Below are 18,408 nucleotides of genomic sequence, written 5' to 3'. Positions count from 1 at the left end.
GGCTCATGGATCCGTCCGACACCGCCGCGTCCGACCCGTTCCGGGACGACGGGCCGTTCGACCCCGTCCCCGGGCTGCAGGCCGTCGCCGACCGCCACGGGGTCAGCCCGGACGCGGTGCGCCACCTGGTCCGGGCCCTCGAGCGCGGCCACGGCACGATGGCGCAGTTCGACCATCCCGATCTCGGCGGGATGGGGCAGTGGTTTTCCGGCGGGATGGTGATGGTCGGCCGGATGTTCGACGACGCGCTGAAGGCGCGGGTCGACGCGCTCTGCACCGAGCTGGCCGGGGCGCTCCCCGCGGGAGGCTTCTCAGAGGCCGCGCCCGCGGCGCGCCGCGGCGGCGGCGAATGGTGGCCGGCCGGCCTCGGAGATCCGGCCAGCACCGGCGCGCAGGACGGGCTGCGCTACGCCTATTTCCCGGACAGCCGGCGGCTCGCCGTCGACGCGGGGTCCGGGATCGCGCTCTACGACACCGGCGAGCACCGCATCACCGGCGTCTCCCAGGCGAACGGCAGCCTCGGCTTCACGGGACCGTCCGGGGCCGTCGCCCTCGACCGCCTGCGCCGGATCGAGGCGGAGATCGCGGCGCCGCGCCAAGCGGACCCGGCCGAGATCCCGCCGAAGGCCGCCCCCGCCGCTTCGCCGGCCGCTGCGGCTGCCCCTTCGGCGGCCCCGGACCGGTCGTCTCCGGACGCGATCCTCGCGACCATCGAGCGGCTGGCCGACCTGCACGCGCGCGGCGTGCTCACCGACGCGGAGTTCGCGACCAAGAAGACGGAGCTGCTGGCCCGACTGTGAGGGGCGCCCGGTCGCCGTACCCGCCGGCCCCGTCCCGAGGCGCGGAGGCCTCGCGGGATGCGGGCGCGGATCGGACCCTGCCGGGTCCGGACGGCCTCAGGCGATGCCGACGCGCAGCAGGTCGTGGACGTGCACGATGCCGACCGGCCGGCCGTCGGTGACGGCGAAGACCGCCGTGATCAGCCGGCGGTTCATCAGTTCCAGCGCGGCCTGAGCCAGCTTGTGGGGCTCCACGGTCACCGGGTCCCGAGTCATGACCGTCGAGACCGGCGTGTCGAGGAGGGCCGGACCCATGTGGCGGCGCAGGTCGCCGTCCGTGACGATGCCGACGAGGCGGCCAGCCGCGTCCGTGACGCCGACGCAACCGTAGCGCCGCGCCGCGATCTCGATCAGCACCTCGGACATGAGGGCGGTCTCGTGCACCAGCGGCATGTCCTGGGGCCCGTGCATCACCTGCTGCACGGTCCTGAGGCGGGCCGCGAGGGTGCCGCCCGGATGCAGGGTGTGGAAGCGCGCCGAGGTGAAGCCGCGCCGCTCCAGGAGCGCCACCGCCAGGGCGTCGCCCAGCGCCAGCTGGATCAGGCTGGAGGAGGTCGGCGCGAGGTCGTGCGGGCAGGATTCCCGCACGCGGGGCAGTTCCAGCAGCACGTCGGCGGCCTTGCCCAGGGTGCTCTCGCCGTTGCGGGTAATCGCCACCAGGGGGATCGAGAACCGGCGGCTGAAGCCGACGAGGTCGGACAGTTCCGCGGTCTCCCCCGACCACGACAGCGCGATGATGACGTCGTCCCGGGCGATCATCCCGAGGTCGCCGTGGCTCGCCTCGGTCGGGTGGACGAAGAAGGCGTGCGTGCCGGTGGAGGCCAGCGTCGCGGCGATCTTGCGCCCGACATGCCCACTCTTGCCGATGCCGCTGACGATGACGCGGCCCTTGCTCTGCAGGATGGTCTGCACCGCCTCCTCGAAGGCCGCGCCGAGCCGGCCCTGGAAGGCGGCGCTCGCCTCCTGCAGGGCCGCGATGCCCAGCTGGAGGCTGCGGATCCCGAGGTCGCGGGTGGTGGCGAGATGCGCCGACGGCGCGTCGTAGCGGTCGTCGCGCAGGGCGCTGGAGGCGGGAGCGTTCATCGTGTCCGTTCTTGACCCGTCGACCGGATCCGGCACCGGGGGCCGGAATCGGGGAGCGGCGCAGCGAGGCGTCTCCGGCGACGCTAGGCAGCCGTCGTGGTTGAAATGTGACGCGGGGACGACGCAGCGCCGCACGCCGGTTGAAGGCGCGGCCGCCGGGGTCCATGCTCCCGGCACGCCACCCCGCGCCGTCCCGCGCCGCGGGCCCCAGGAGGGCAAGAGCCCCATGACCATCCGCTTCCCCGACCCCGATCCCGCGATCCTCGCCCGCCGCGAGGCGATCCTGGCCGGCCTCGCGCCCCTGGTCGCGCCGGAGGCGCTGGTGGTCAGCGAGGACGAGCGCCGGGCCTTCGAGACCGACGGGCTCACCGCCTACCGGCAGATGCCGCTCGCCGTGGTGCTGCCCTCCACCACCGCGGAGGTCGCCGCCGTGATGGCCTACTGCCACGCCAACGGCGTGCGGGTCGTGCCCCGGGGCGCCGGCACGTCGCTCGCGGGCGGCGCCATCGCGCAGGCCGACGCGATCATCCTTGGCGTCGGCAAGATGACCCAGGTCCTCGACATGGACTTCGCCAACCGCACCGCCCGGGTGCAGAGCGGCATCACCAATCTGGCGATCTCCGGGGCGGTCAGCCACGAGGGCTTCTTCTACGCCCCCGACCCGTCGAGCCAGCTCGCCTGCACGATCGCCGGCAACATCGCGATGAATTCGGGCGGCGCGCACTGCCTGAAATACGGCGTGACCACCAACAACCTGCTCGGCGTTACCCTGGTGCTCAACGACGGCACCGTGGTGGAGATCGGCGGCCAGCACCTCGACAGCGGCGGCTACGACCTGCTCGGCCTCGTCTGCGGCTCGGAGGGGCAGCTCGGCATCGTCACCGAGGCGACCGTGCGGATCCTGCGCGCCGCCGAGGGCGCGCGCCCGGTGCTGGTCGGCTTCTCGAAGGTCGAGGATGCGGGCGACTGCGTCGCGGCGATCATCGCGGCCGGGATCATCCCGGTGGCGATCGAGTACATGGACCGCGAGGCGATCCTCATCACCGAGGACTTCGCCCAGGCCGGCTACCCGCGCGATGCCGAGGCGATGCTGATCATCGAGGTCGAGGGCTCGGACGCCGAGTGCGACGCGATGCTGGCGCGGATCGAGACGATCGCCAAGGATTTCCGCCCGACCAGCGTGCGCGTCTCGCGCTCGGAGGCGGAATCGGCCGCGATCTGGAAGGGCCGCAAGTCGGCCTTCGGGGCGACCGGCCGGATCTCCGACTACATCTGCATGGACGGGACGATCCCCACCGGCCAGCTCGGGCCGGTGCTGGAGCGGATCGGCGCCATCTGCGCCGAGAAGGGCCTGCGCGTCGCCAACGTGTTCCACGCGGGCGACGGCAACCTGCACCCCCTGATCCTGTTCGACATCAACACGCCCGGCGAATTGCAGAAGGCCGAGGCCGCGGGCGACGAGATCCTGAAGCTCTGCGTCGAGGTCGGCGGCTGCCTCACCGGCGAGCACGGGGTCGGCATCGAGAAGCGCGAGCTGATGCGCTTCCAGTACGACCAGGTCGATCTCGAGCAGCAGATGCGGGTCAAGGCGGTGTTCGATCCGGACTGGATGCTGAACCCCGCCAAGGTGTTCCCGCTGGACGGGCGCCTCGCGGCCTGAGCCGCGCCGCGCGAGGGGTCCGGCCGAGAGCTTGGCCGAGAGCCCGGCCAAGAGGTCTGGCGAACAAGCCCGGACCGGTGCGGGCGCGATCGTCTCCGATCGCCCGCCCCCGTCCGGGCCTCGCGGCCGCGCTCAGGCGGCCTCGACCTTGCGGCTCGCCCGGGTCTTGGTCGCGGCGGTCTTGCGGCGACCGGAGGCAGGGGCGGAGGCGGCAGCCTCCTCCTCGACGGGGGCGGCGGCCTTGTCGCCCGACGGGGACCGGCCCGGCTGGCCGAGGCCGAGGCTCTTGGCGAGGGCCGAGCGCTGCGCCGAGTAGTTCGCCGAGGTGGTCGGGTAATCGGCCGGCAGGCCGTAGCGCTCGCGGTAGGTCTGCGGATCGAGACCGTGCTTGGTCAGGTGACGCTTCAGCGTCTTGTACGACTTCCCGTCGATGAAGCTGACCAGCCCGTCGGGACGGATCGACTTGCGGATCTGGGCGGGCGTCGGCCGCTCGACGCTCTCGGTCGCCGGAGCGACGGGGCCGGCCCCGATCGTGTTCAGCGCCTCGTGGATGCTCGCGATCAGGGCCGGCAATTCGGCCGAGGGCAGCGAGTTGTTGGAAACGTAGGCCGCGACGACGTCCACGGTCCGCTCGATGAAATCCAATTGCGATGTCGGCGCAGCTTCTGACATTCTCTCGTTCCTCGGCACAAATGCCTGATGGGATCCCCACTTTTCGCGAGTTAAGTCAGCGTCCGAAAAATGCAAGCCGCGCCATACAATTATCTGTGATGAGACCGAAGTCTAACTCTGCATCACGCGGCGAGGCTTACAGGGTATGGTTGCATTGGCGGCACTTAAGGGACACTTCTGAGACGCTTTATCGGTGTCCGCCCGGCGAATTCTAGTCGCTTCCTCGAAGCGGGTTTTCGCAGCCGGCAGAGACCTTTACCCCCGGGTCAGGGGCCGGCTCTAGACGGTCGTATACGATTGCCGCCCGGTCGTGCGGGCACAATGCGCAATCTTCGTACAGTTGTGCGAGCGCGGGGCGAGGCCCTGCGTCATTTTCGCAACCCGCGCGGCCTCAGGCGAAAGTCTTGCGCGGATCGAAGGCGTCCCGCACGGCCTCGCCGGCGAAGACGAGCAGGCTCAACATCACGGCGATGACCAGGAAACCGGTCAATCCGAGCCACGGCGCGGTCAGATTGTCCTTGCCCTGAGCGAGAAGCTCTCCGAGGGACGGCGAGCCCGGCGGCAGGCCGAAGCCGAGGAAGTCGAGCGAGGTCAGGGTGGTGATCGAGCCGTTCAGGATGAACGGCAGGAAGGTCAGCGTCGCCACCATGGCGTTCGGCAGCAGGTGGACCGTCATGATCCGGATATTCGACAGCCCCAGCGCCCGGGCGGCCCGGACATACTCGAAGTTCCGCGCCCGCAGGAACTCGGCGCGCACCACGCTCACCAGCGCGACCCAGGAGAACAGCAGCATGATCCCGAGCAGGACGAAGAAGCCCGGGGCGATGAAGGCCGAGATGATGATGATCAGGTAGAGGGTCGGGATGCCGCCCCAGACCTCGATGAAGCGCTGGAAGGCGAGATCGACCCAGCCGCCGAAATAGCCCTGCACGGCCCCCGCGATGACCCCGATCACCGACGAGACCGCGGCCAGGATCAGACCGAACAGGACCGAGATGCGGAAGCCGTAGATCACCCGCGCCAGCACGTCCCGCGTGGTGTTGTCGGTGCCGAGCCAGTGCTGGGGAATGTCCGCGCAGGTCGAGCCGCCGAGCTTCTCGGCGACGGGCTTGCACTGCGCGTCCGTGAGCATCCAGGTCGGCGGCGACGGCGACGGCGTCGGCAGGTCCTCGTTGATCGTGTCGTACGCGTACGGGATCGGCGGCCACAGTGCCCAGCCGTTCGCCGCGATCTCCCGGCGGATCTCGGGGGAGCGGTAGTCGGTCGTGGCGAGGAAGCCGCCGAACTTCTCCTCCGGATAGTCGACCAGGACCGGGACCAGCCACTCGCCCTTGTAGGACATCACGATCGGGCGGTCGTTGGCGATGAACTCCGCGAACAGGCTGAGCACGAACAGGACCGTGAAGATCACGAACGACCCGTAGCCGAGCCGATTGCGGCGGAAATTGTCGAGACGGCGCCGGTTGAGCGGCGACAGCCGGGCGCGCCGGCCGGCGGCCCCGGGCAGGACCGGCGGCGGCGCGCCCTCGTCCGGCCGCAGGACCAGCGGCTGGGCACCGGGCATCGGCGCGGGCACGACCTCGCTGTCGCCGGGACGCGTGACCTCGTTCATCCGTGCTGCCTCCCGGGCCGCGTCGCGCGCGCGCCGGCCGCCCCGATATCCGGGCGGCCCCGCGACCGGTCGGCCGCGGGACGGAGGCCGGTAACGCTCAGCCGTCGAGCCGGGTCGCGGTGCCGTCGATCTCGGTGGGACGCAGGTTGCCGCTGCGCTCCAGCCAGCGGCGCAGCAGACGGACGTTGCGGCGATTGGCCTTGAAGGCGGCGTCGAACAGGTCGCCCGCCACCGGCACGGCGCCGATCAGCCCGTCGAAGGCCACGTTCAGGCCCATCCGGGCCACCAGCCAGCGCGGCGCCCCGAGGCGCTTCGCCTCGTAGACGATGAAGGACGAGATCACCATGCCGGCCAGGTCGCCGATCACCGGCACGAGGCCGATCAGCGCGTCGAACCCGACCCGCCGGTTGATGCCCGGGATGACGAAGGCGGTGTCCATCAGGTGGGCCAGCGTCTCCAGCCGGGCGAGGCTCGCCTCCCGGCCGAGATCCGCCGACAGGTAGGGGGGCCGGGGGCCGGCGCGGGTCTCGCCTCCGGGGAAGGTCTCGGCACGGGCGAAACGCCCGGCCTGGGCAGCCTGGGTGAAGTCCATGGTCGGGATCCGTCGGGAAGCCATCGTCCCCAACGATGTGGCCCCCCGCCCGGATCCCCGCAAGGACGGTGCCCGCTCGGCGCGCGCGGTCCGCCGTGATGCCCGCCGTGATGCCCGTCCTGCTGCCCGTCATGCCGTCCCTCGAGCCGACCCTCATGCCCCGGCCCCCGGGAGCCCGCGCATGCGGTCGAGCGCCGCATCCAGGGTCGCGTCGTCCTTTGCGAAGCAGAGCCGGACGAGGCCGCGCACGGAGGCGTCCGGGTAGAAGGCGCTCACGGGGATCGCCGCGACGCCGTGACGGGTGACCAGGGCCTCGCAGAAGGCCACGTCGTCGGCGTGGCCGCGGGCGGCGATGTCGATGTTGAGGAACCACGTGGCCCGGGCCGGCAGCACGGTGAAGCCGAGGCCGCGCAGGCCGTCTGCGAGCCGGTCGCGGGACCGGGCGTAGCCGGCCCGCATCGCCTCGAACCACGGGGCCGGCTTGCCCAGCCCGTAGGCCACCGCCTCTTGGAGGTTCGGGGGCGTGGTGAAGGTCAGGAACTGGTGCGCCTTGGCGAGCCCGCGCATCAGCCGGGCATCGGCCATCACGAAGCCGACCTTCCAGCCGGTGAGGGAGAAGATCTTGCCGGCCGAGCCGATCTTGACGGTCCGCTCCCGCATCCCGGGCAGCGCCATTAGCGGCCGGTGGCGCGCGCCGTCGAACACCACGTGCTCCCAGACCTCGTCGCAGAGGGCGGTCACGTCGAAGCGCTGGCAGTAGCGGGCGAGCAGGTCGAGGTCCTCGGGCGCGAACAGGGTGGCGCTCGGGTTGAGGGGGTTGTTCAGCACCACGACCCGGGTCCGCGCCCCGAAAGCCTCCGCGAGCGCGGCCTCGTCGAGGCGGAAGTCCGGGGGCCGGAGCGCCACGATCCGCGGCACGCCGCCCGCCCGCCGGACCAGGGGCAGGTAGGCGTCGTACATGGGCGCGAACAGCACGACCTCGTCGCCGGGCTCGATCAGCGCCAGGAGCGCGCCGGCCAGGGCCTCGGTCGCCCCGGAGGTGACCATCACCTCGGTCTCCGGGTCGAGGACGAGGCCCTGGTGCTGCGCGTAATGGGCGGCGACCGCCTCGCGCAGGGCCGGCAGGCCCATCATCGGCGGGTACTGGTTCCAGCCGTCCAGGAGCGCCCGCGCGCCCCGCTCGCGGACATCCGCCGGCCCGGCATCGTCCGGGAATCCCTGGCCGAGATTGATCGCACCGTGGACCCGCGCGAGACGCGACATGGTCTCGAACACGGTCGTGGGCAGCACGTCGAAGACGGGGTTGATGACGGCGGACCTCATGCGGCGCGGCACACGGTACGGCACGCGGCGCCGGGCATCGAGAGAGTCGGCATGGCGGGTCTCGGCATCGCCGGCCTGTAACATGGCCGTCGCGCGTTGCGGAATGTGCGCGGTCGCACAGACCCGGTCTCCGGCGCGCCGAGGCCTACTGACGAATGTTGACATTCATCACCCGTCTCTTAGGTTTGGATCACGGCCGGAGCGGCGCACACGCCGACGGAGCTTCGCCCCCTCGCTCCGTCAGCGGGGCGCCGCTCCGGTCCCCAGAAGGGCCATCGACTTGCGGGTCGGTGGCCCTTTCGGCATGTCCGGACGCGGCCGCACCCGCTCACGCCCCGCTCGCTGGGTCGGCCACCGGATACGACGATGCGGCCCTCCTCACGCGCGTTCCTCGGCTGCCTGGTGCTGGCGCTGCTGATCGGCGGCCTCGGACTCGGCCTGCGCCGCGCCGTGGCCGTTACCCCGGTCGATCCCGCGTTCCGGGCGGTGCTGCGCGCTTATGCGGTACCGGACGCGTCCGGCGGGCCCCAGCAACACGAGTGAAACGTCGCCGCCCTAGTGACGGCGCATTGGCCGGGCACCGGTGGAGGGCGCCGCGAGGTGCGCGAGCGGCGCGGCCGCGGGTGTCCATGACGCCGCGGTAAGGAGCCGTTCGGGGCCCGGACAGCTTTATGGGCTTACGCTCCCGTACACGGGATCGGAGCCGTCGGGTCCCGCGGGACCGGGCGGCTTCAGGACGGGCTTCCGGGACGCGGCGTTCCGGGGGCGGCATGGGGGCTTGGACAGCGAGGGATAGGGTGCCGCCGGTCGCACAGACGACCGTCCTGTGCTCTAGTCAGGCATGAACGAGAGTTCACCGATCCGGACCGACACGGCCCGCGCCTACCAGCCCGGCGAGGCGCCCGCGCGCGAGGTCCGGACGCGGCGCTTCCGCCCGATCCGCTGGCTCGTGATCCTGGTGCTGCTCGCCGGCGCCGGGGCGATCGGCCACCGCTGGTACGAGGCCCGCACCGGCAAGGGCGCCGAGCCCGCGACGGCGCATCACACCGGCGGCCACGGCGGCCGGCGCGGCGGGGCCGACATGCCGCAGGCGGTGGGCATCGCCAGCGCCACGACCGGCGACATGCCGGTGGTGCTGCAGGGCCTCGGTACCGTGACGCCGCTCGCCACCGTGACGGTGAAGTCGCAGATCAGCGGCTACCTCACGCAGGTGCAGTTCCGGGAGGGCCAGAACGTGAAGGCGGGCGACGAGCTCGCCCGGATCGATTCCCGCCCCTACGAGGCGCTGCTCGCGCAGTACCAGGGCCAGCTCGCCCGCGACCAGGCGCTGCTCCAGAACTCGAAGCTCGACCTGCAGCGCTACCAGACGCTGAACCGGCAGGACTCGATCTCGAAGCAGAACGTCGACACGCAGGCCGCCCTGGTGAAGCAGAACGAGGGCACGGTCGCGGCCGACCAGGCGCTCGTCGACCAGCAGAAGCTCAACATCGCCTACACGCACATCGTCTCGCCGGTGGACGGCCGCGTCGGCCTGCGCCAAGTCGACCAGGGCAACTACATCTCGGCCGCCTCCACGGCGATCGTGGTGGTGACCCAGCTCCACCCGATCTCGGTGGTGTTCACCCTTCCGGAGGACGACGTGTCGCGGGTGATGCGGCAGGTGCGGGCGGGCACGAAGCTCACCGTGCGGGCCTACGACCGCGGCGACGCCCACGAGATCGCCACCGGCCGCCTCGACACGGTCGACAACCAGATCGACACGACCACCGGCACGGTGAAGCTGCGCGCGCTGTTCGACAATTCCGACGAGGAGCTGTTCCCGAACCAGTTCGTCAACGCCAAGCTGACCGTCGACACGGTGCGGGGCGCGACGCTCGTGCCGAATTCCAGCCTGCTCCAGGGCACGCCCGGCACCTACGTCTACCTGATGGACGGGGACAGCAAGGTTACGGTCCGGCCGATCAAGACCGGCGAGACTGACGGGACCCACACGGTAGTGGTCTCCGGGCTGAACCCGGGCGACCGCGTCGTCACGGACGGCACCGACCGGCTGAAGGACGGCGCGCCGGTGCGCATCACCGAGGGCGCGCCGGCGGCCGCGGGCGACGGCAAGGCCGCGGCGGCGAAGCAGGACGGCAAAGCTGACGGCAAGGGGGAGGTGAAGCCCGGCGCGCCCGCCGACGCGGCGGCGGATTCCCAAGGGACAGCGGAGGGCGGTCGTCGGCACCGGCGCCGTCAGGCGCAGTGAGGACGGCTCTGGCGCGACGCTCCCTCTCCCCCCTCCGCGGGGGAAGGGATAACGGGAGCGCGTCATGAACCCGTCCCGCCTGTTCATCCTGCGGCCGGTGGCCACGACGCTGCTGATGCTGGCGATCCTGATCGTCGGCGGCGTGTCGTACCTGAACCTGCCGGTCTCGGCGCTGCCGGCGGTCGATTACCCGACGATCCAGGTCCAGACCTTCTATCCCGGCGCCAGCCCCGAGGTGATGACCTCCTCGGTGACGGCGCCGCTGGAGCGGCAGTTCGGCCAGCTCGCCAACCTCAACCAGATGACCTCGCAATCCTCCGCGGGCGCCTCGGTCATCACCCTGCAGTTCAGCCTGGACCTGCCGCTGGACATCGCCGAGCAGCAGGTCCAGGCGGCGATCAACGCCGCCGGCAACCTCCTGCCCTCCGACCTGCCGGCGCCGCCGATCTACGCCAAGGTCAACCCGGCCGACGCGCCGGTCCTGACGCTGGCGCTCACCTCCAAGACCCTGCCGCTCACCCAGGTGCGCGACCTCGCCGAGTCGCGCCTCGCGCAGAAGATCAGCCAGGTGGCGGGCGTCGGCCTCGTGAGCATCTCGGGCGGCCAGCGCCCGGCCGTGCGGGTGCGGTTCAACGCGCGGGCGCTCGCCGCCTACGGGCTCAACATCGACGACCTGCGCACCACCATCACCAACCTCAACGTCAACACGCCGAAGGGCACGATCGACGGGCCGAAGCAGTCCTACGCGATCAACGCCAACGACCAGATCCGCGACCCGAAGGCCTACGACGCGGCGATCATCGCCTACCGCAACGGCGCCCCGGTGATGCTCTCGGAGGTCGCCGACGTGGTCGAGGGGCCGGAGAACACCAAGCTCGGCGCCTGGGCGGACGCGACGCCGGCGGTGATTCTGAACATCCAGCGCCAGCCCGGCGCCAACGTCATCGCGACCGTCGACAAGATCAAGTCGCTGCTGCCGCAGCTCCAGGCGAGCCTGCCGGCCGCCGTCGCGGTTGCGCCGCTCACCGACCGGACCACCACGATCCGCGCCTCCGTGGAGGACGTGCAGTTCGAGCTCGGCCTCGCCATCGCGCTGGTCGTCTTGGTGATCTTCCTGTTCCTGCGCAGCCTGTCGGCGACCCTGATCCCGAGCCTGTCGGTGCCGCTGTCGCTGGTCGGCGCCCTGTCGGTCATGGACTTGTACGGCTTCTCCCTCGACAACCTGTCGCTGATGGCGCTCACCATCGCCACCGGCTTCGTGGTCGACGACGCCATCGTGGTGATCGAGAACATCGCCCGGCACGTGGAGGCGGGCGACTCGCCCCTGGAGGCGGCGCTCAAGGGCTCCCGCGAGATCGGCTTCACCATCATCTCGCTGACCGTCTCGCTGATCGCCGTGCTGATCCCGCTCCTGTTCATGGGCGACGTGGTCGGGCGGCTGTTCCACGAATTCGCCATCACGCTGGCGGCCACGATCATTATCTCGGCGGTGGTCTCGCTGACGCTGGTGCCGATGCTGTGCGCGCGGCTCCTGAAGCACGTCCCGGAAGCCGGTCACCGCCGCCGCGAGGGCGTCCTCTCACGCCTGGGCCGGCGCGCCGTCGACGGCACGATCGAGTCCTACGGCCGCTCCCTGCGGGTCGTCCTGAACCACCAGGGCCTGACGCTGCTGGTGGCGCTCGGCACGCTCGGGCTCACAATCTACCTGTTCGCGGTGATCCCGAAGGGCTTCTTCCCCGTGCAGGACACGGGCGTCATCCAGGGCATCACCCAGGCCGACCAGTCGGTCTCCTACGCCGCCATGGCCGAGCGCCAGCAGCGGATGGCCGAGATCGTCCTCAAGGACCCGGACGTGGCGAGCCTGTCGTCGTTCATCGGGGTCGACGGCCAGAACGTCACGCTCAATTCCGGCCGGATGCTGATCAACCTGAAGCCCCGGGACGCGCGCACCGCGACGGCCAGCGCGATCATCCGGCGGATCTCGGCGGCGGCGGCCAACCAGCCCGGCATGCGGCTCTACATGCAGCCGGTCCAGGACCTGACCATCGACACGGCGGTCTCGGCGACCCAGTACCAGGTGATCCTCGAGAGCCCGAACATCGACGATTTCGAGACCTGGGTGCCGCGCTTCACCGAGGCGCTGGCGAAGTCGCCCGTGGTCACCGACGTGGCGAGCGACCACCAGGGCCAGGGGCTCGCCGCCTACGTGACCATCGACCGGCCCACCGCCGGCCGCTACGGCATCACCCCGGCGACGATCGACAACGCCCTCTACGACGCCTTCGGCCAGCGGATCATCTCGACGATCTTCACCCAGTCCAACCAGTACCGGGTGATCCTGGAGGCCGACCCGAAGCTGCACACGACGCTCCGCAGCCTCGACGCGATCTACCTGCCCTCCTCCACGGCGACCAACGGACAGGTGCCGCTCTCGGCGGTCGCGCGGATCAGCGAGCGACGGGCACCGCTGCTGATCTCCCATCTCGGCCAGTTCCCGGCCACCACCGTGTCGTTCAACCTCGCCCCCGGCGCGGCGCTGGGGCAGGCGGTCGAGGCGATCGACACGGTGAAGGCCGAGATCGGCCTGCCGCCCTCGTTCCGGGTGGTGCCGCAGGGCTCGGTCTTCGCCTTCCAGTCGGCGCTCGGCAACGAGCTGTTCCTGGTCCTAGCGGCGATCGTGACCGTCTACATCGTGCTGGGCGTGCTCTACGAGAGCTTCATCCACCCGATCACGATCCTGTCGACCCTGCCATCGGCGGGGATCGGGGCGCTGCTCGGCCTGATGCTGTTCGGCCTGTCGCTCGACATCATCGCGGTGATCGGCATCGTGCTGCTGATCGGCATCGTGAAGAAGAACGCCATCATGATGATCGACTTCGCGCTCCAGGCGGAGCGCGAGGACGGGCTCGAGCCCCGCGAGGCGATCTTCCAGGCCTGCCTGCTGCGCTTCCGGCCGATCCTGATGACGACGCTGGCGGCGCTCTTCGCGGCGGTGCCGCTGATCCTCGGCACCGGCGTCGGCTCCGAGCTGCGCCAGCCGCTCGGCATCTGCATCGCGGGCGGCCTGATCGTCAGCCAGGTGCTGACGCTGTTCACCACGCCGGTGATCTACCTGGCCTTCGACCGGCTGGAGCGGCGGATCTCGGGGCGGCGGGGGCCGGATCTCGCGCCCGGCGAGGCGCTGCCGTGAACATCTCCGAGCCGTTCATCCGGCGGCCGGTGGCGACCACGCTGCTCACGATCGGCGTGCTGCTCGCCGGGCTGTTCGCCTTCCTGAAGCTGCCGGTGGCGCCGCTGCCGCAGATCGACTTCCCGGTGATCCTCGTCCAGGCCCAGATGGCCGGCGCCTCGCCCGACACCATGGCCACCACCGTGGCGGCGCCCCTGGAGCGGCGGCTCGGCGCCATCGCGGACGTCAACGAGATGACGTCCACGAACTCCCTCGGCTCGACCCGGATCGTGCTGCTGTTCGGCCTCAACCGCGACATCGACGGCGCGGCCCGCGACGTCCAGGCCGCCATCAACGCGGCGCGCGCCGACCTGCCCGCGTCGCTCCGGCAGAACCCGACCTACCGGAAGTTCAACCCCGCCGACACGCCGATCATCATCCTCGGCATGACCTCGGAGACGCTGACCCGCGGCCAGGTCTACGATTCCGCCGCCACCGTAGTGCAGCAGAAGCTGTCGCAGCTGCCGGGCGTCGGCAACGTCGATATCGGCGGCTCGTCCCTGCCGGCGGTGCGGGTCGAGCTCGATCCCACGGCCCTGTTCAACTACGGCATCGGGCTCGAGGGCATCCGGGCCGCGCTCGCCTCCGCGAACGCGAACTCGCCCAAGGGCGAGATCGACGCGGGCGACCGCCGCTACCAGCTCTACGCCAACGACCAGGGCCGCAAGGCCGCCGATTACCGCGACATCATCGTGGCCTACCGCAACGGCGCCGCGGTGAAGCTCACCGATGTCGGGCAGGTGCTCGACGGGGTCGAGGACAAGCGCAACCTCGGCATCGTCAACGGCAAGCCGGGCGTGCTGCTGTTCGTCTACAAGCAGCCTGGCGCCAACGTGGTCGAGACCATCAACGCCGTGAAGGAGGCGCTGCCGCAGATCACCGCCTCCCTGCCCGGCGGCATCGACATCAAGCTCACCGGCGATCGCAGCGCCACGATCCGCGCCTCCCTCGCGGCCACCGAGGAGACGCTGCTGGTGGCGGTCGGCCTCGTCATCCTGGTGGTGTACGGCTTCCTGCGCTCCTGGCGGGCCACGCTGATCCCGGCGGTCGCCGTGCCGATCTCGATCGTCGGCACCTTCTCAGCGATGTATCTGCTCGGCTACTCGCTCAACATCCTGTCGCTGACCGCGCTGATCATCGGCACCGGCTTCGTGGTCGACGACGCCATCGTGGTGCTGGAGAACGTCCAGCGGCACATCGAGGAGGGCAAGCCCCGGCTCCAGGCGGCGCTGATCGGCGCGCGGGAGGTCGGGTTCACGGTGATCTCGATGAGCCTGTCACTCATCGCGGTGTTCCTGCCGATCCTGCTGATGGGCGGCCTCGTCGGCCGCATCTTCCAGGAATTTTCGGTGACCCTGTCGCTGTCGATCCTGATTTCCTTGGTGCTCTCGCTCACGACCACGCCGATGATGTGTGCCCGGCTGCTCCGGGCCGAAGGGCATGGTCCCAATGGCGAACCGCCGGCCGGCCGCCGGCCGAACCTGCTGATCCGGATTTTGGAGGGCGGCTTCGCCCGGCTGCTCGGGGCCTACGCGCGGACGCTAGAGGTGGCGCTCGCCCATCCGCGCCTCGTCCTGCTGAGCCTGCTCGCCACGGTCGGGCTCAACGTCTACCTCTACATCATCGTCCCGAAGGGCTTCTTCCCCGAGCAGGATACCGGGCAGATGATGGGCGGCATCCAGGCCGACCAGCGCATCTCGTTCCAGTCGATGGAGAAGAAGCTCACGCAGGCGACCGCGATCGTCGGGGCGGATCCGGCGGTCGAGAGCGTCGTCGGCTTCACGGGCGGCCGCGGCACCAACTCGGCCAACGTCTTCGTCGGCCTGAAGCCGCTCAACGAGCGGGCGCCGATCTCGGCCGTGATGGCGCGGCTGCGGCCGAAGCTCGCGCAGGTCGCGGGCGCGCGCCTCTACGTCTTCCCCCGCCAGGACCTGCAGATGGGCGGCCGCCAGAGCTTCGCCCAGTACCAGTACACCCTCCAGGGCGACACGGCCGAGGAGCTGTTCGCCGCCGCCCCGAAGCTGGTGGCGGCCCTGCAGAAGGACCCGACCTTCGCGGACGTGACCTCGGACCAGCAGGAGGGCGGGCTGGAGAGCCGGGTCGTGATCGACCGGGCGACCGCGTTCCGCTACGGCATCACGCCGAACAAGATCGACAACACCCTCTACGACGCCTTCGGCCAGCGCCAGGTCTCGACGATCTACAACCCGCTGAACCAGTACCACGTCGTGATGGAGATCGCGCCGCGCTACCTGGAGACGCCGGAGACGCTCAAGCAGATCTACGTCTCGACCTCGGGCGGCAACGCGCCGGGCTCGGCCACCACCAACGCGGTCGCCGGCACGGTGGCGGCGGGTGGGACCGTCAACACCAACGCGGCGACCGGCACCAGCAGCCCGGGCAGCGGGTCGTCGGCGAGCGCCGCGACCGGCGTCGCCACGGGCTCCGGCGCCGTCGGCGGCTCGGGCACCGCGGGCGCCGTCGCGGCGGCGGCCGCCGCCGCTTCCGCCAGCACGGCCGACACTGCCTCGAACGCCGCCGCCATCGCGTCCGACTCGGCCCGCAACGCCTCCGCCAACGCCATCGCGGCGAGCAAGGGCGGCGCCTCGTCGAGCGCGCCGGTCTCGGCCGCCAAGGAGACGATGGTGCCGCTCTCGGCCTTCGCGCGGATCGAGCCCGGCAGTGCCCCCGTGCAGGTGAGCCACCAGGGCCTGTTCGTGGCGACCACGATCTCGTTCAACCTCGCCCCGGGCAAGAGCCTGTCGGACGCCACGGACGCCATCGACCGGGCCATGGCCTCCCTGCAGCTGCCCGCCACGATCCACGGCGAGTATGCCGGCGCGGCCAAGAACTACGTCGCCTCCGCGTCGCGGCAGCCGCTGCTGATCCTGGCGGCGATCCTGGCGGTCTACGCGGTGCTGGGGATCCTCTACGAGAGCTTCGTGCACCCGCTGACGATCCTCTCGACCCTGCCCTCGGCCGGCGTCGGCGCGGTGCTGGCCCTGCTGGTGACGGGCACCGACTTCACCATCATCGCGCTGATCGCGGTGTTCCTGCTCATCGGCATCGTGAAGAAGAACGCGATCATGATGATCGACGTGGCGATCGACGCGGAGCGGACCCGGGCCGCGAATCCCGTGGACGCGATCCGCGAGGCCTGTCTCCTGCGCTTCCGGCCGATCATGATGACGACGCTGGCCGCCATGCTCGGCGCCGTGCCGCTGATCCTGGCCAACGGCGAGGGCGCGGAGCTGCGCCGCCCGCTGGGCATCGCCATCGTCGGCGGGCTGATTGTGAGCCAGATCCTGACCCTCTACACCACCCCCGTCGTCTACCTCACCCTCGATCGCCTCCGGCACAGGGTGCTCAACCGGCGCAGGCGCGGCGGGCGGAGCGGAGAAGCGGCGCTGCCGGCCGGAGAGTGATGGTTAAGGTTTCACGTGAAACAGCGGCGGCCGCGATCGCGCGCGGGGGTTCCTCCAACCCACCTCCTCATCCTGAGGTGCTGCACAGCAGCCTCGAAGGAGGGCTCCAGCCAGGCGCGCGCTTCCTGGAGGGCTCCTTCGAGGCCTCCGCTACGCTCCGGCACCTCAGGATGAGGTTCAGGGTGGAAGGTGCGCTTTTTACCCATCAACGGCTCCGCACCCTCGCATCCCTGCTCCTCGCCGCCCCGCTCCTCGCCGGCTGCGTGGTCGGCCCGGACTACACCCGACCCTCCGTGGAGACGCCGCTGGCCTACAAGCAGGGCGGTGTCCGGGAGGACAGCCCGGCCTACGTCGCGGCGCGGAAGAAGGGCTGGCGCGAGGCCCGGCCGAGCGACGCGGTCGAGCGCGGCGACTGGTGGCGGGTGTTCAAGGACCCGACCCTCGACCGGCTGATCCGCCTCGTCGACGTCGACAACCAGTCCCTCCGGCAGGCGGTGGCGAATTACCGGCAGGCGCGGGCGCTCGTCGCCTCCGCGCAGGCGGCCCTGTACCCGACGGTGATCGGCGCGCCGAGCATCACCCGGACCGGCAGCGGCACCACCACGCGCACCAACGTGGCGCTGCTGGGCCAGGCGAGCTGGGAGCTCGACCTGTTCGGCGGCACGCGCCGCACCATCGAGAGCGAGGCGGCCCTGGCGCAGTCCGACGCCGCCACGATCGCGCTGACCCGCCTGAGCATCCAGGCGGAGATCGCGGCCGACTACCTGACGGTGCGCTACGCCGATTCCCTCGAGAAGGTGCTCGATGAGAACGTCGAGAACTTCAAGAGGACCCTGGCGATCACCGAGAACCAGTACGCCGCCGGGGTCGCGGCGCGCTCCGACGTGATCACCGCGCAGACCCAGGTCCAGACCATCCAGGCCCAGGCCATCGCGGTGCGCCTGACCCGGGTGCAGTTCGTCAACGCTATCGCCACCCTGATCGGGCGCCCGCCCTCCGAGGTGTCGATCCCGGTATCCGGCATCGGGCGCAGCCCGCCGGGCGTGCCGGTGGGCATCCCCGGCGACCTGCTGGAGCGGCGGCCCGACGTCGCCCAGGCCGAGCGCCTCGTCCAGGCGCAGAGCGAGCGCATCGGCGTGGCGGTGGCGGCCTTCTTCCCGACCGTGACGATCTCGGCCCAGGGCGGCATCTCGGGGGCGACCCGCAACGGCCTGCTCTCGGCGGCCAACCAGGTCTGGTCGGTGGCGGCCTCCGGCAGCGAGGTGCTGTTCGACGGCGGCGCCCGCACCGCGGCACTGCGCTCGGCCGAGGCCGGCTACGACGCGGCGGTGGCCAATTACCGGCAGGTGGTGCTGGCCGCCTTCGCGGAGGTCGAGAACCAGATGGCGGCTTTGCGCATCCTCGGCCAGCAGCAGGGGGCGCAGGACACCGCCGTGGACCTGTCGCGCAGGGCCGTGGAGATCACCCTCAACGAATACCGGGCCGGCACCCAGAACTTTACAACGGTGGTGACCGCGCAGAACCTGCTCGTGAACAACGAGGTCAACGCCCTTCAGGTGCGACTGAACCGCTTCACTGCGGCGGTCACGCTGATCCGGGCGCTCGGCGGCGGCTGGGACGTGCGCGCCCTGCCGAGCGATTCCGAGCTGAAGGGCCCGAGCCTGCCGATCGACCGGGGCGGCCAGGCGGTCCGCCCCGACGAGTAGCGGCCGCCGGGCCGAGCGC

General features: G+C 71.0%; 12 protein-coding genes. 7 read left to right on the top strand and 5 right to left on the bottom strand.

The window, feature by feature from the left end; genetic code table 11:
* Positions 1-5: 5 nt before the first annotated feature.
* Positions 6-800, top strand: a complete 795-nt coding sequence (locus ACLBX8_RS18590) for an SHOCT domain-containing protein (RefSeq protein WP_447699736.1) — start codon at positions 6-8, stop codon at positions 798-800.
* 96 nt (positions 801-896) lie between these two features.
* On the opposite strand, the gene ACLBX8_RS18585 is transcribed toward ACLBX8_RS18590, so the two are convergent.
* The gene (locus ACLBX8_RS18585) at positions 897-1,922 is read right to left on the bottom strand and encodes a KpsF/GutQ family sugar-phosphate isomerase (protein ID WP_273560757.1); all 1,026 of its coding nucleotides are present in this window, start codon (positions 1,920-1,922) and stop codon (positions 897-899) included.
* A 226-nt stretch (positions 1,923-2,148) separates the two neighbouring features.
* On the opposite strand from ACLBX8_RS18585, the gene ACLBX8_RS18580 reads away from it, so the two are divergent.
* A complete protein-coding gene (locus tag ACLBX8_RS18580; protein WP_091680973.1) occupies positions 2,149-3,582 on the top strand; it encodes an FAD-linked oxidase C-terminal domain-containing protein in 1,434 nt (477 codons plus the stop codon).
* A 132-nt stretch (positions 3,583-3,714) separates the two neighbouring features.
* On the opposite strand, the gene ACLBX8_RS18575 is transcribed toward ACLBX8_RS18580, so the two are convergent.
* The 4 genes from ACLBX8_RS18575 to ACLBX8_RS18560 form a co-directional block, all read right to left on the bottom strand.
* On the bottom strand, positions 3,715-4,254 hold the full coding sequence (locus tag ACLBX8_RS18575; protein WP_447682152.1) for a MucR family transcriptional regulator: 540 nt from the start codon (positions 4,252-4,254) through the stop codon (positions 3,715-3,717).
* 391 nt (positions 4,255-4,645) lie between these two features.
* Positions 4,646-5,866, bottom strand: a complete 1,221-nt coding sequence (locus ACLBX8_RS18570) for an ABC transporter permease (protein ID WP_100252500.1) — start codon at positions 5,864-5,866, stop codon at positions 4,646-4,648.
* Positions 5,867-5,963: 97 nt separating this feature from the next.
* Positions 5,964-6,458 (bottom strand): DUF4112 domain-containing protein, encoded by a 495-nt coding sequence (locus ACLBX8_RS18565; RefSeq protein ID WP_056533673.1) that lies wholly within the window; start codon positions 6,456-6,458, stop codon positions 5,964-5,966.
* Positions 6,459-6,611: 153 nt separating this feature from the next.
* Positions 6,612-7,781, bottom strand: a complete 1,170-nt coding sequence (locus tag ACLBX8_RS18560; RefSeq protein ID WP_447699735.1) for an aminotransferase — start codon at positions 7,779-7,781, stop codon at positions 6,612-6,614.
* Positions 7,782-8,147: 366 nt separating this feature from the next.
* On the opposite strand from ACLBX8_RS18560, the gene ACLBX8_RS18555 reads away from it, so the two are divergent.
* The 5 genes from ACLBX8_RS18555 to ACLBX8_RS18535 all read left to right on the top strand — a co-directional run bounded on the left by ACLBX8_RS18555 (position 8,148) and on the right by ACLBX8_RS18535 (position 18,389).
* A complete protein-coding gene (locus ACLBX8_RS18555) occupies positions 8,148-8,324 on the top strand; it encodes a hypothetical protein (protein ID WP_020094024.1) in 177 nt (58 codons plus the stop codon).
* Positions 8,325-8,622: 298 nt separating this feature from the next.
* Positions 8,623-10,029: an MdtA/MuxA family multidrug efflux RND transporter periplasmic adaptor subunit gene (locus ACLBX8_RS18550; protein ID WP_447699734.1), complete on the top strand. Its 1,407-nt coding sequence runs from the start codon at positions 8,623-8,625 to the stop codon at positions 10,027-10,029.
* A 64-nt stretch (positions 10,030-10,093) separates the two neighbouring features.
* Positions 10,094-13,219 carry an MdtB/MuxB family multidrug efflux RND transporter permease subunit gene (locus ACLBX8_RS18545; RefSeq protein WP_447699733.1) on the top strand — a complete coding sequence of 1,042 codons (3,126 nt, stop codon included), beginning with the start codon at positions 10,094-10,096 and terminating at the stop codon, positions 13,217-13,219.
* Positions 13,216-16,683, top strand: a complete 3,468-nt coding sequence (locus ACLBX8_RS18540; RefSeq protein WP_020094027.1) for an efflux RND transporter permease subunit — start codon at positions 13,216-13,218, stop codon at positions 16,681-16,683. The genes ACLBX8_RS18545 and ACLBX8_RS18540 overlap by 4 nt, the downstream gene beginning before the upstream one ends.
* A gap of 170 nt (positions 16,684-16,853) precedes the next feature.
* Complete coding sequence (locus ACLBX8_RS18535; protein ID WP_447699732.1) at positions 16,854-18,389, top strand: efflux transporter outer membrane subunit; 1,536 nt, start codon at positions 16,854-16,856, stop codon at positions 18,387-18,389.
* Positions 18,390-18,408 lie beyond the last annotated feature (19 nt).

The sequence above is a fragment of the Methylobacterium sp. D48H genome (assembly GCF_053345715.1).
Note: the sequence above shows the minus strand (reverse complement) of the source record. Positions and strands in the feature narration are given on the sequence as shown.

Bases quoted from the DNA above. Each gene is read 5' to 3' on its own strand.
- ACLBX8_RS18590 (WP_447699736.1), top strand. From the start codon at position 6: ATGGATCCGTCCGACACCGCCGCGTCCGACCCGTTCCGGGACGACGGG.
- ACLBX8_RS18585 (WP_273560757.1), bottom strand. From the start codon at position 1,922: ATGAACGCTCCCGCCTCCAGCGCCCTGCGCGACGACCGCTACGACGCG.
- ACLBX8_RS18580 (WP_091680973.1), top strand. From the start codon at position 2,149: ATGACCATCCGCTTCCCCGACCCCGATCCCGCGATCCTCGCCCGCCGC.
- ACLBX8_RS18575 (WP_447682152.1), bottom strand. From the start codon at position 4,254: ATGTCAGAAGCTGCGCCGACATCGCAATTGGATTTCATCGAGCGGACC.
- ACLBX8_RS18570 (WP_100252500.1), bottom strand. From the start codon at position 5,866: ATGAACGAGGTCACGCGTCCCGGCGACAGCGAGGTCGTGCCCGCGCCG.
- ACLBX8_RS18565 (WP_056533673.1), bottom strand. From the start codon at position 6,458: ATGGACTTCACCCAGGCTGCCCAGGCCGGGCGTTTCGCCCGTGCCGAG.
- ACLBX8_RS18560 (WP_447699735.1), bottom strand. From the start codon at position 7,781: ATGAGGTCCGCCGTCATCAACCCCGTCTTCGACGTGCTGCCCACGACC.
- ACLBX8_RS18555 (WP_020094024.1), top strand. From the start codon at position 8,148: ATGCGGCCCTCCTCACGCGCGTTCCTCGGCTGCCTGGTGCTGGCGCTG.
- ACLBX8_RS18550 (WP_447699734.1), top strand. From the start codon at position 8,623: ATGAACGAGAGTTCACCGATCCGGACCGACACGGCCCGCGCCTACCAG.
- ACLBX8_RS18545 (WP_447699733.1), top strand. From the start codon at position 10,094: ATGAACCCGTCCCGCCTGTTCATCCTGCGGCCGGTGGCCACGACGCTG.
- ACLBX8_RS18535 (WP_447699732.1), top strand. From the start codon at position 16,854: ATGAGGTTCAGGGTGGAAGGTGCGCTTTTTACCCATCAACGGCTCCGC.